10 protein-coding genes are annotated in these 11,847 nt (G+C 73.9%); 2 read left to right on the top strand and 8 right to left on the bottom strand.

Annotation, left to right across the window (positions count from 1 at the left end; genetic code table 11):
* Positions 1-5 precede the first annotated feature (5 nt).
* From IG74_RS0111760 to hrcA, 7 genes are all read right to left on the bottom strand, one after another.
* Positions 6-359: a histidine triad nucleotide-binding protein gene (locus tag IG74_RS0111760; RefSeq protein WP_030674073.1), complete on the bottom strand. Its 354-nt coding sequence runs from the start codon at positions 357-359 to the stop codon at positions 6-8.
* Between the two features lie 74 nt (positions 360-433).
* Positions 434-3,652 (bottom strand): S41 family peptidase, encoded by a 3,219-nt coding sequence (locus IG74_RS0111755; RefSeq protein ID WP_030674071.1) that lies wholly within the window; start codon positions 3,650-3,652, stop codon positions 434-436.
* 45 nt (positions 3,653-3,697) lie between these two features.
* Entirely contained in the window at positions 3,698-4,279 is a 582-nt protein-coding gene (locus IG74_RS0111750; protein ID WP_030674068.1) for a hypothetical protein, read from the bottom strand.
* A 190-nt stretch (positions 4,280-4,469) separates the two neighbouring features.
* Positions 4,470-5,219 carry a 16S rRNA (uracil(1498)-N(3))-methyltransferase gene (locus IG74_RS0111745; protein ID WP_030674064.1) on the bottom strand — a complete coding sequence of 250 codons (750 nt, stop codon included), beginning with the start codon at positions 5,217-5,219 and terminating at the stop codon, positions 4,470-4,472.
* Positions 5,216-6,298 (bottom strand): nitronate monooxygenase, encoded by a 1,083-nt coding sequence (locus IG74_RS0111740; protein WP_030674061.1) that lies wholly within the window; start codon positions 6,296-6,298, stop codon positions 5,216-5,218. The genes IG74_RS0111745 and IG74_RS0111740 overlap by 4 nt, the downstream gene beginning before the upstream one ends.
* Before the next feature lie 185 nt (positions 6,299-6,483).
* Positions 6,484-7,620, bottom strand: coding sequence for a molecular chaperone DnaJ (dnaJ, locus tag IG74_RS0111735; RefSeq protein WP_030674058.1), 1,137 nt, complete (start codon positions 7,618-7,620; stop codon positions 6,484-6,486).
* A complete protein-coding gene (gene hrcA, locus IG74_RS0111730; RefSeq protein ID WP_030674056.1) occupies positions 7,621-8,637 on the bottom strand; it encodes a heat-inducible transcriptional repressor HrcA in 1,017 nt (338 codons plus the stop codon). It lies immediately after the preceding gene.
* Positions 8,638-8,888: 251 nt separating this feature from the next.
* Here hrcA and IG74_RS0111725 point away from each other — a divergent pair, with 251 nt between their 5' ends.
* Together IG74_RS0111725 and IG74_RS0111720 are read left to right on the top strand one after the other, a co-directional pair.
* Positions 8,889-9,644 carry an MBL fold metallo-hydrolase gene (locus IG74_RS0111725; protein ID WP_030674054.1) on the top strand — a complete coding sequence of 252 codons (756 nt, stop codon included), beginning with the start codon at positions 8,889-8,891 and terminating at the stop codon, positions 9,642-9,644.
* A gap of 56 nt (positions 9,645-9,700) precedes the next feature.
* Complete coding sequence (locus tag IG74_RS0111720; protein ID WP_030674050.1) at positions 9,701-10,519, top strand: DUF3097 domain-containing protein; 819 nt, start codon at positions 9,701-9,703, stop codon at positions 10,517-10,519.
* A 40-nt stretch (positions 10,520-10,559) separates the two neighbouring features.
* Here the strand turns inward: IG74_RS0111720 and hemW are convergent, their stop codons facing one another.
* A complete protein-coding gene (hemW, locus tag IG74_RS0111715) occupies positions 10,560-11,795 on the bottom strand; it encodes a radical SAM family heme chaperone HemW (protein WP_030674047.1) in 1,236 nt (411 codons plus the stop codon).
* Positions 11,796-11,847 lie beyond the last annotated feature (52 nt).

The raw sequence follows: 11,847 nt of genomic DNA, 5'->3' as shown, positions 1-11,847 counted from the left end.
AGGTGCTATCCGGGGGGCCACTGGAGACCGCGGCCGCCCAGGACGTGGGCGTGCGCGTGGAAGACGGTCTGTCCGGCGCCGGAGCCGGTGTTGAAGACGATGCGGTAGCTGTCCGCACCCTCCTGGGCGGCCACCTCGCCGGCCTCGCGCAGCACGTCAGCGGCGGCCGCGGGCTCGGCGGCGGCCAGCGAGGCGGCGTCCGGGTGGTGCACCTTGGGGATCACCAGGACGTGCGTCGGCGCCTGGGGGTTGATGTCGCGGAAGGCGAGGGTGGTCTCCGTCTCGCGCACGACCGTCGCGGGCACCTCCTTCGCCACGATCTTGCAGAACAAGCAGTCGTCCTGTGGTTCGCCCGCCATGGTCCAGCCTCCTGATCATGTTTGCGTACGTCGGCATGCTATCCGCCCGTGTGTGCGGGCCCCTCGGGGACCGGTCAGGGCAGCGGCGGGGCCGTCCTCGCCGGGTTCTCGGCGAGCGCGGCGAGGGCGATGCGGACGGCCTCGTCGAGCTGCGGGTCGCGTCCGGCCGCGTGGTCGTCGGGGGTCATCACGACCTCGACGTCGGGGTCGACGCCGTAGTTCTCCACGCTCCATTCGTAGCCCTCGAGCCAGAAGGCGTACTTGGGCTGTGTGACGAGCGTGCCGTCGACCAGGTGGTAGCGGCTGTCGATGCCGACGACGCCGCCCCAGGTGCGGGTGCCCACGACGGGGCCGATGCCGAGGGCCTTGATCGCGGCGTTGACGATGTCCCCGTCGGATCCGGAGAACTCGTTGGCGACGGCGACGACGGGCCCGCGCGGCGCGTCCCCGGGGTAGCTGAGCGGCCCGGAGCCGCGCGGCAGGTCCCAGCCGACGATGCGCCGGGCCAGCTTCTCCACGACGAGCTGCGAGGTGTGCCCGCCGCGGTTCTCGCGGACGTCCACGACCAGGCCCTCGCGGGCCACCTCGACGCGCAGGTCGCGGTGGATCTGCGCCCAGCCGGGGGCCTGCATGTCGGGCACGTGGAGGTAGCCGAGGCGGCCGCCGGAGAGCTCGTGGACGTAGGCCCGGCGGTCGGCGACCCAGGCGTGGTAGCGCAGCGGCTCCTCGTCGTCCACGGGGATCACGACGGCGTGCCGCGGGTCGCCGCCGCCGGCCGGGGACACGGTCAGCTCGACGGGCTTGCCCGCGGTGCCGACGAGCAGCGGTCCGGGACCGGTGACGGAGTCGACGGGACGCCCGCCGACGGCGAGGATCGCGTCGCCCGCGCGCACGGCGACGCCGGGCGCGGCGAGCGGGGAGAGTGCGGCCGGGTCGGAGGTCTCCGACGGCAGGACGCGGTCGACGCGCCACAGGCCGTCGGCGCCGCGCGAGAGGTCCGCGCCGAGGAGGCCCTGCCGGCTGCCGTAGCCGCCGCGCGGCACCACGTAGGCGTGGGAGGTGCCCAGTTCGCCCTGGACCTCCCACAGCAGGTCGACGAGGTCGTCGTGGGTCGCGACGCGGTCGAGGACGGGCCGGTAGCGCTCCAGGACGCCGTCCCAGTCGACGCCGCCCATGTCGGCCCGCCAGAAGTTGTCCCGCATGAGGCGGCCCGCCTCGGCGTACATCTGCCGCCACTCCGCGGCCGGGTCGACGTCCTGGCGGACCCGGCCGAGGTCGACGGTGATGTTGGTGTCGCTGTCCTCGTCGGCGGAGGCGCGCCGGTCGCTCGGCACCACCTTGAGCTTGCCGTCGGCCCACAGCAGGATCCGCTTGCCGTCGCCGGTCACGGCGAAGTGGTCGGCGTCGCCCGCCAGTTCCTCGACCCGGCGCTGGCCGATGTCGTAGCGCTCCAGGGCGGAGCAGGGCTCGGGGTCGGACGGGGTGGCGCGGGAGGCGCCGAGCACGCCGCGCACCGGGTGGCGCAGCCACAGCAGGCCGTCCTTGGCGGCGCGCAGCGTGCTGTAGCGGGCGGCCTCGACGGGGAAGGGCACGACGCGGTCCGCGAGCCCTTCGAGGTCTATCCGGGTCACCGGCGAGCCCTCGCTGTCGGGGGTCTCGGCGTGCGGCCCGTCGGCGGCGTCGAAGGCGCGGCCGTGCCGCTGCGGCCCGAACGGCGAGGGCGTCGTGGCCGCGAGCGTGAGCAGGTGCGGCCGGGAGCCGCCGACGAAGGCGAGGTCGAAGACGTGCTCGTCGTAGACCGGGTCGAAGGCGCGCGCGGACAGGAACGCCAGGTGCTTGCCGTCGAGCGTGAACGCCGGGCTGTAGTCGCGGAAGCGCAGCTGGGTGGCCTCCGACACCGACAGGTCGGCGGTGTTGGCGAGCTTGAGCTGGCGCAGCGGGCGCGGCCCGGGGTGCGACCAGGCGAGCCACGCGCAGTCGGGCGAGAACACCAGCCCGGTGGCTTCGCCGTGCTCGGCGCGGTCGACCTCGCGCACCTCGCCGCTGTCGCGCTCCACGAGCAGGATCCGGCCGTCGTGCGCGGCGACGGCGGCGCGGCTGCCGTCGGGCGCCACGGCGAGTGCGAGCACCCGGCCGAGCTGGCCCGCGGCGAGGCGGCGCGGGGTCGCGCCGGGGGCGAGGCCGGTGGCGGGCGCGAACTCCAGGGCGTCGTCGCCCTCCGCGTCCGTCACCCACACCACGTGCTCCTCGCCGTCCACGCGGAAGGTGCGGGGAAGCCGGGCCCGGACGCCGGGGGCGGCGGCCAGCGCGCGGGCGGGCCCCTCGCGGTGCGTGACCCAGTGCACGGCGCCGCGCACCGACACCGCGCTGCCGCGGCCGCTGTGGTCGGGCGCGGCGGCCCCGAACCAGCGGGCCGCGCTGACCGGATGCGGCTGGAGGTCGACGCGCTGCCCGCCGAGCCGGACGTCCAGACGGCGCGGTTCGGCGTCCGACAGGTCGTCCAGGAGCCAGAGTTCACCGGCGCTCGCGTAGGCGACGCGGGTGCCGTCGGTGGCGGCGTGCCGGGCGTAGAAGCCGTCGACCGGGGTGTGGCGGCGCAGGTCGGTGCCGTCGGGCAGGGAGGAGTAGAGCGCGCCGACGCCTTCGTGGTCGGAGAGGAAGGCGATGCGGCCGCCCACCCACAGCGGGTGCTCGATGTTGCCGTCGAGGTCCTCGTGGACGCGGACGAAGCCGCTGTCGGCTCCGGAGGCGTCGGCGGCGGGCCGCCGCGAGCGGATCCACAGCTTCCCCGCCGTGCCGCCGCGGTACCGCTTCCACCAGGCGGCCTCGCGGCCCATCGGCGCGGACAGGAGCAGGACTTCGCCGTCGGGGCCGTGCGCCGCGTCGCCGACGATTCCGTACGGCAGCTTCTCCGCGGGCCCGCCGTCGAGCGGCACGGCGTGCGCCCAGGTGCGGCGGAAGGAGGCCTGGCCGTGCGCGCCGACCGCGAGGACCCGACCGTCGGGCGTCCAGCCGCGCACGGCCGTCTTCGTGTTCCCCCAGTACGTGAGGCGCTTGGCGGGGCCGCCGTCGACGGGCGCGACGTGCACCTCGGGCGCTCCGTCCCGGGTCGACGTCCACGCGACGGTGGTGCCGTCCGGGGAGATCCGCGGGTGGCTGACGGGCGTGTTGTCGGCGCTGACCCGCCAGGCGCGGCCGCCGTCGAGGGGCGCGATCCAGACGTCGTCCTCGGCGGTGAAGGCGGTCAACTCGCCGTGCGGATGCGGAAACCGGAGGTAGGCAGGCTGTGTCACACCGTCAGCCTAAGCAGGTGACGGCGTACGGGGCACCGTTTTGGATCACTTGCCCGGATAGCAGTCGCAGGTGGGGTCCGGCCGCTCGGTCACGGTGACGGTGGCGGTGGGACCGGGCCCGTCCCGGTCGGGGTCGTGGTTGACGGGCGGGGTGTGGCGGCCCCCGCCGTTGTCGCCGTCGCCCTTGTCACCGGAGTCGTTGTCACCGTCGTCATTGCCGTCGTCGTTGCCGTCATTGCCGTTGCCGCCTTCGCAGTTGCCGAGCACGTCGACGCGGAACCACTCCTTGCCCTCGACCCGCGCGGTCAGGTTCCCGCGGACGCACTTGCCGTTGCGCACGTCGGTGACGCGGCCCTTGAGGGTGATGTCCTTGTCATCTTCGGACTTGCCCTGGCAGTCGACCTCGGCCTCGCGCGGCTCGTCGGTGGCCGTGCGCTTGTCGCCGTCGCCCTTCTTCACGAACGAGGCCGTGCAGTTGAACCAGGCCACGTCCAGGTGCTGGCGCTCCAGCTCGGCCGTGCCCATCTTGTCCGTGGTGAGCGCGATGGCGGAGGTGCTCATGTCGCCCTCGACGGGGTCGCAGGCGGCCAGGGCGAGGCCGGTGGCCCCCGCGGCCGCGAGGGCCACGAGGATCCGCCGCCCTCTCGCCGGGCCCGGGATCCGCCAACGCCGGTCAGGTCGCGGTAGTCGCCTCACAGCCCCCATGGATGGCAGGGTGCCACCGCGAGCGCCCGGACGGTAGACCGGTTGCGGCCATCTGTCCAGTCAGGACCGGCGGCCCGTCAGGACCGGCGGCCCGTCAGGACCAGCAGGCCCGTCAGGACCAGCGGCCCGTGCGGCCGAGGAGCAGCGCCGTCGCCGCGGTGCCCGCGGTCGACGTGCGCAGCACGCTGCGCCCCAGGCGGTACGGCTTGGCGCCCGCCTCGGCGAACACCGCGAGCTCCTCCGGGGACACGCCGCCCTCGGGCCCGACGACGAGCACGATGCTGCCGGACGCCGGGAGCGGGGCGGTGGCCAGCGGCTCGCTGCCCTCCTCGTGCAGGACGCCCGCGAAGTCGGCGTCCGCGAGCAGCCGGGCGACCTGCTTGGTGGTGGCCTGCTCCGCGACCTCGGGGAAGCGGACCCGGCGGGACTGCTTGCCCGCCTCGCGCGCCGTCGCCCGCCACTTGCCGAGCGCCTTCAGGCCGCGCTCGCCCTTCCACTGCGTGATGCAGCGGGCGGCGGCCCAGGGCACGACCGCGTCCACGCCGGTCTCCGTCATGGTCTCCACGGCCAGTTCACCGCGGTCGCCCTTGGGCAGCGCCTGGACGACGGTGATCCGGGGGCTCTCCACGTCCTGTTCGCGCACGCCGTCGTCGTCGAGCGCGACGAGGAGCCGGTCCTTGCCCTCGGCGGCGGCGACGGTGCCGTGCGCCCAGTGCCCGGCACCGTCGGTGAGCACCACGTCCTCACCGGCGCGCAGCCGCTTCACCGACACGGCGTGCCGCCCCTCGGGGCCTTCGAGTACGTACGTACGTCCTGCCGCGGCACCCGCGAAGCCGTCGACGACGAACACCGGCGCGGTCATGCCGCACCGCCCGCGCCACCGGCGGCGAACACGGCCTTCGCCTCGTCGAGTTCGGCCACGAGCACCTCCACGAGCTCCCCCGCGGGCAGCTGCCGCGCGAGGCGGTGGCCCTGGCCCGCCCACAGGGCCATGGCCTGCGGGTCGCCGGTCTTGGCCGCGGCCTTGCGCAGGTCCGACGTCAGATAGTGGATCTGCGGATAGGCGGCGGGCGCGTACGGGCCGTGCTCGCGCATGAAGCGGTTGACGAGCCCGCGCGCGGGGCGCCCCGAGAACGCCCGGGTCAGCTCGGTCCGCACGAACCGCGGGTCGGTCATGGCCTGCTTGTGCAGCGGCTGCGCGCCGGACTCCGGGGTGACGAGGAACGCGGTGCCGAGCTGCGCGAGGTCGGCGCCCGCCGCGAGCACCGCGGCGATCTGCGCGCCGCGCATCAGGCCGCCCGCGGCGATGACGGGCAACTGTACGGCCTCCCTGACCTGGGTGATGAGGCTCAGCAGGCCGATCCCGGCGCCGTCCGTCTCCGGGTTGTCCCGGTGCGTGCCCTGGTGGCCGCCCGCCTCGATGCCCTGCACGCACACCGCGTCGGCGCCCGCGGCCTGCGCGGCCAGGGCCTCCTCGGCCGTGGTGACGGTGACGACGGTGGTGGTGCCGACCCGCTCCAGGGCCTGGAGCTCCTGCCGGGTGGGGCAGCCGAACGTGAACGACACCAGCGGCACCGGGTCGTCGCGCAGGATGGCCAGCTTCGCCTCGTACCCGTCGTCGGTCTTGGCGTCGGTGTCGCCGAGCTCCGTCTCGTACCAGGTGGCCTCGCCGGCGAGCTGGTTGCGGTAGACCTCGACGGCCGCCGGGTCCGCGCAGGCGGGCTGCGGCATGAAGAGGTTCACCCCGAAGGGGCGCGATGTCAGGCCTCTGACCTGCTTTATCTCCTGGTACATGCCGTCAGCGGTCTTGTACCCGGCCGCCAGCGAACCGAGCCCCCCGGCCTCGGCCACGGCCGCCACGAGCTGCGGGGTCGAGGCCCCGCCCGCCATCGGGGCCTGCACGATCGGATGACGACAGAGAGCGTGGAGAGGGGAGACCATAACCGCATCGTGCCACGTCTGAGAGGACACCTCGCGCAGGGCCCCTGGTCCCGCGCTGTGGGCAACTGGTCCGCCCAGAGGGCGAGTGGGGCATCCCCTGCTCGAGCGAAGCCGAGAGCTTGGGGAGGGGTGGGCACAGCCCCCAGGTGCCGAGCACCCGGGAACTGGGGCCCACCGTCCAAGCGCTAACGCCCGTTGAACGCGTCCTTCAGGCGTGAGAACAGCCCCTGCTGCCCCGGCTGGAACTGACCCGTGGGCCGCTCCTCACCGCGCAGCTTGGCCAGCTCCCGCAGCAGCCGCTCCTGCTCGGCGTCCAGCTTCGTGGGCGTGAGCACCTCCACGTGCACGATCAGGTCGCCGCGGCCGCCGCCCCGCAGATGCGTGACGCCGCGCCCGTGCAGCGGGATCGACTGCCCGGACTGCGTGCCGGGCCGGATGTCGACCTCCTCGACCCCGTCAAGGGTCTCCAGCGGCACCTTCGTACCGAGCGACGCCGCCGTCATCGGAATGGTGACGGTGCAGTGCAGATCGTCGCCGCGCCGCTGGAAGACGGCGTGGGGCAGCTCGTGGATCTCCACGTAGAGGTCGCCCGCCGGGCCACCACCCGGGCCGACCTCGCCCTCCCCCGCGAGCTGGATCCGGGTGCCGTTGTCGACACCGGCGGGGATCTTCACCGTGAGGGTGCGCCGCGAGCGGACCCGGCCGTCGCCCGCGCACTCGGGGCACGGCGTGGGCACCACGGTGCCGAAGCCCTGGCACTGGGGGCAGGGCCGCGAGGTCATGACCTGGCCGAGGAAGGACCGGGTGACCTGGGACACCTCACCGCGGCCGCGGCACATGTCACAGGTCTGCGCGGAGGTGCCGGGAGCGGCGCCCTCGCCGGAGCACGTCGTACAGACGACGGCCGTGTCGACCTGGATGTCCTTGGTCGTGCCGAAGGCCGCCTCGTCGAGGTCGATCTCCAGGCGGATCATGGCGTCCTGGCCGCGGCGGGTGCGCGAGCGCGGCCCGCGCTGCGACGCCGTACCGAAGAACGCGTCCATGATGTCCGAGAAGTTGCCGAAGCCACCGGCTCCGAAACCGCCCGCGCCACCGCCGCCCGACTGGGAAAGCGGGTCGCCGCCGAGGTCGTAGACCTGCTTCTTCTGCGGGTCCGAGAGCACCTCGTAAGCGGCGTTGATCTCTTTGAAGCGCTCTTGCGTCTTCGGATCGGGATTGACGTCCGGGTGCAGCTCGCGTGCGAGCCGCCGGAAAGCCTTCTTGATCTCGTCCTGGGACGCGTCGCGGCGCACGCCGAGTACGGCGTAGTAGTCCGTGGCCACTTACGACTCCGCCAGGATCTGTCCGACGTAACGTGCCACTGCGCGTACTGCTCCCATCGTTCCCGGATAGTCCATGCGGGTCGGTCCGACCACGCCTAGCTTGGCCACTGCCTCGCCTCCCGAACCGTAGCCGACGGAGACCACGGACGTGGAGCTGAGTCCCTCGTGGGCGTTCTCGTGACCGATCTTCACGGTCATGCCCGAATCCGTAGCCTCACCAAGCAACTTGAGGAGGACGACCTGTTCCTCCAGGGCCTCGAGGACCGGCCTGATCGTGAGAGGGAAGTCATGTCCGAAACGGGTGAGATTGGCGGTTCCGCCGATCATCATCCGCTCCTCGTTCTCCTCGACCAGGGTTTCGAGGAGGGTGGACAGGACCGTCGCCACCGTGGCCTGGTCCTCCTTGTCGAAGGACTCGGTCAGGTCCTGGACGAGCTGCGGCACGTCCGTGAACCGGCGGCCCGCGATCCGGCTGTTGAGCCGCGCCCGCAGGTCCGCGAGTGACGTTTCACCGAACGGCGCCGGGCAGTCGATCAGGCGCTGCTCGACCCGGCCGGTGTCCGTGATCAGGACGAGCATGACCCGGGCCGGAGCGAGCGAGAGCAGCTCCACGTGGCGCACCGTCGACCGCGTCAGGGACGGGTACTGCACCACGGCGACCTGCCGGGTCAGCTGCGCGAGCAGCCGCACCGTACGGCCCACGACGTCGTCCAGGTCGACGGCGCCGTCGAGGAAGTGCTGGATCGCGCGGCGCTCGGGGGAGCTCAGCGGCTTGACGCCCGCCAGCTTGTCCACGAACAGCCGGTAGCCCTTGTCGGTGGGGATGCGCCCGGCGCTGGTGTGCGGCTGGGCGATGAACCCTTCCTCCTCAAGCGCGGCCATGTCGTTACGGACCGTGGCCGGGGAGACGCCCAAGTGATGACGCTCCGTAAGCGCTTTGGAGCCGACGGGCTCCTGGGTGCCTACGTAGTCGTGGACGATGGCGCGGAGCACCTCAAGCCTGCGTTCACTGAGCATCGCGCACACCTCCAGCTGTCGTCCCTCGAACTGAGCCCCCTCGGCGGCCCCACCCTGGCACTCACCACGCGCGAGTGCCAACCTTCATCGAGTCAGTGTACGGCCGGTGGGTACAGCCCCGGCAAGGGCCGACTCCTTTAGTCATGCCCACGTGTGGCCCGCGCCACCGGCCCGGTCGCGCCCCGCACGGGGGCACCGGGGGCACGGGGGCACCGGCTGCCGACGGACGGCGGTGGCGCTAGCGTCACCGTATGGACGTACGCGTGACACCGGCCCCGGACTGGCAGGAGGCGGGCTGGGAGCGGCTCACCGCGCGGGTGGGGCGGCGCCGGCTCCCCGTGTGGGACTGCACGGTCGGCCTCGTCGTCGGCGACGAGGCCGCCCTGATGATCGAGGCCGGCTCCAGCCTGCGGGAGGGCGCGCTGCTGCGCACCGAGGCCCAGCGGCTGCTCGGCGGCGGCCGCCGTGTGACCCATCTCGCGCTGACGCACCCGCACTTCGACCACGTGCTCGGCGCGGCGGCCTTCGCGGGCGTCGAGGTGTTCGGCGCGGTCGGCGTCGACGCGGTGCTCGACCGGGACCGCGAGGGCCTGCGCACGGACGCCGTCAGCCACGGCCTGGACGCCCGCGCCGCCGCCGACGCCACCGACCTCCTGGTGCTCCCGCACCACCTGGTGTGCGGCGAGTGGACCCTCGACCTGGGCGGCGTCCAGGTCCTCCTCGCGAACGTCGGCCCCGGCCACACCGGCCACGACCTGGCCGTCCTGGTGCCCGGCGGCGCCCCCGGAGAGCCCGAGGTCGTCTTCTGCGGCGACCTCGTCGAGGAGTCAGGCGAACCCCAGGCGGGCCCCGACGCGGTCCCCGGGCGGTGGCCCGCCGCGCTCGACCGCCTGCTCGACCTGGGCGGCGAGGACGCGCGGTACGTGCCCGGGCACGGGGCGGTCGTCGACGCGGCGTTCGTACGGGCGCAACGGGAGGACCTTGCGGGCCGGTTCGGGGTGCGGTGAGCGTCGCGGGCACGTCCCCGTGACGGGATGTCACGCGATGTCATAACGTCTGTCGAATGCGCAGCTACAACCCGGACCTCACCCCGCCGTGGAAGAAGTCGGCCCCCGTTCCCGAAGTCCCCGCCGACGTCGACCTGGTGGTGGAGGAGGTCGGGACCGGCTTCTGCGGCGCGGTGATCCGCTGCGAGAAGACCGCCGAGGGCCCGACGGTGACCCTGGAGGACCGCTTCGGCAAGCACCGGGTGTTCCCGATGGTGCCGCGCGGCTTCCTCCTGGAGGGCAAGGCCGTCACGCTCGTCCGCCCGAAGGCCGCGGCGGCGCCCGCGCGGCCCGCGCGCACCGCGTCCGGCTCGATCGCCGTGCCCGGGGCGCGGGCACGGGTGGCGCGCGCCGGGCGCATCTATGTGGAAGGGCGCCACGACGCGGAGCTCGTCGAGAAGGTGTGGGGCGACGACCTGCGCATCGAGGGCGTCGTCGTCGAGTACCTGGAGGGCGTCGACGACCTCCCCGCGATCGTCGCGGAGTTCGCCCCCGGCCCCGACGCACGCCTCGGCGTCCTGGTGGACCACCTGGTCCCCGGCTCGAAGGAGTCCCGGATCGCGGCCGCGGTCTCCAGCCCGCACGCGCTGGTGGTCGGCCACCCGTACATCGACGTCTGGGAGGCGGTGAAGCCCTCGTCCCTGGGCATCGCGGCCTGGCCCCGGGTGCCGCGCGGCCAGGACTGGAAGACCGGGGTGTGCCGGGCCCTCGGCTGGCCGGAGAACACCGGGGCCGCGTGGCAGCGGATCCTGGGCTCGGTGCGCAGCTACAAGGACCTGGAGCCGCAGCTCCTGGGCCGGGTGGAGGAACTGATCGATTTCGTGACGGCCCCGTAGTCCGGGGCGGCCGGACGGCGCCCCGGGCCGGGCGGCCGCCTCAGTCGACCAGGTCCCGCACCACCGCGTCGGCGAGCAGGCGGCCGCGCAGCGTCAGGACCGCCCGGCCCCGCTCGTAGGGCTCGGGTGCCAGCAGGCCGTCCGCCAGGGCGCGGCGCGAGGCGGCGAGGCCGTCCGGGCGCAGCAGGTCCAGCGGGCAGCCCTCCCGGAGCCGCAGTTCGAGGAGGATCCGCTCCACCCGCCGGTCCTCGTCCGCGAGGAGCTCGCGGCCCGCTCCGGGCGACCGCCCCTCCGCGAGCGCGGCGGCGTACGCGCCCGGGTGCTTCACGTTCCACCAGCGCACGCCCCCCACGTGGCTGTGCGCGCCGGGTCCCGCGCCCCACCAGTCGGCGCCCCGCCAGTACAGCTCGTTGTGCAGGCAGCGGCCCGCTTCCGACGTGGCCCAGTTGGACACCTCGTACCACTGGAACCCGGCGGCCGACAGCGTCTCCTCGGCGATCAGATAGCGGTCGGCGTGCACGTCGTCGTCCGTCATGGGGACCTCGCCGCGCCGGATGCGGCGGGCCAGCTGCGTGCCCTCCTCGACGATCAGCGCGTACGCGGACACGTGGTCGGGTCCTGCGCCGACGGCGGCGTCGAGGGAGGCCCGCCAGTCGTCGTCGCTCTCGCCGGGGGTGCCGTAGATCAGGTCGAGGTTCACGTGCTCGAAGCCCGCCGCGCGCGCCTCGGCGACGCAGGCCTCGGGACGCCCGGGGGTGTGCGTGCGGTCGAGGATCCTCAGGACGTGCTGCTTGGCGCTCTGCATGCCGAAGGAGACGCGGTTGAAGCCGCCCTCGCGCAGGGTGCTCAGATACGCCGGGTCGACCGACTCCGGGTTCGCCTCGGTGGTGATCTCCGCGTCGTCGGCGATGCCGAACTCGTCGCGGATGGCGCTCAGCATCCGTACGAGGTCGTCGGCGGCGAGGAGCGTGGGCGTGCCGCCGCCGACGAAGACCGTCCGGACCGGGCGCGGGTCGTCGCCGAGGACCTTGCGGGCCAGGCGGACCTCTTCGACGAGGGTCTCGGCGTAGTTGTCGCGGGAGGCGAGGACGCCGCCGGTGCCGCGCAGCTCGGGGGCGGTGTAGGTGTTGAAGTCGCAGTAGCCGCAGCGGGTGGCGCAGTACGGAACGTGCAGGTAGAAGCCGAGTGGGGCCGTTCCGCCCAGGGCGGACGGGGGGAGCGCCCCGTCCTGGGGCACGGGTTCTCCATCGGGCAGGGCGGAAGGCATACCTCCCATTATGGGCCCGGCCGGCCCGGCCCCTCGGCCGCCTCCGCCCTCCGGCGTCCGG

The organism is Streptomyces sp. NRRL B-1347, assembly GCF_000720325.1.
Classification (GTDB): Bacteria; Actinomycetota; Actinomycetes; order Streptomycetales; family Streptomycetaceae; genus Streptomyces.
Note: the sequence above shows the minus strand (reverse complement) of the source record. Positions and strands in the feature narration are given on the sequence as shown.

Bases quoted from the DNA above. Each gene is read 5' to 3' on its own strand.
- IG74_RS0111720 (WP_030674050.1), top strand. From the start codon at position 9,701: ATGCGCAGCTACAACCCGGACCTCACCCCGCCGTGGAAGAAGTCGGCC.
- IG74_RS0111760 (WP_030674073.1), bottom strand. From the start codon at position 359: ATGGCGGGCGAACCACAGGACGACTGCTTGTTCTGCAAGATCGTGGCG.
- IG74_RS0111725 (WP_030674054.1), top strand. From the start codon at position 8,889: ATGGACGTACGCGTGACACCGGCCCCGGACTGGCAGGAGGCGGGCTGG.
- IG74_RS0111740 (WP_030674061.1), bottom strand. From the start codon at position 6,298: ATGGTCTCCCCTCTCCACGCTCTCTGTCGTCATCCGATCGTGCAGGCC.
- hrcA (WP_030674056.1), bottom strand. From the start codon at position 8,637: ATGCTCAGTGAACGCAGGCTTGAGGTGCTCCGCGCCATCGTCCACGAC.
- IG74_RS0111745 (WP_030674064.1), bottom strand. From the start codon at position 5,219: ATGACCGCGCCGGTGTTCGTCGTCGACGGCTTCGCGGGTGCCGCGGCA.
- hemW (WP_030674047.1), bottom strand. From the start codon at position 11,795: ATGGGAGGTATGCCTTCCGCCCTGCCCGATGGAGAACCCGTGCCCCAG.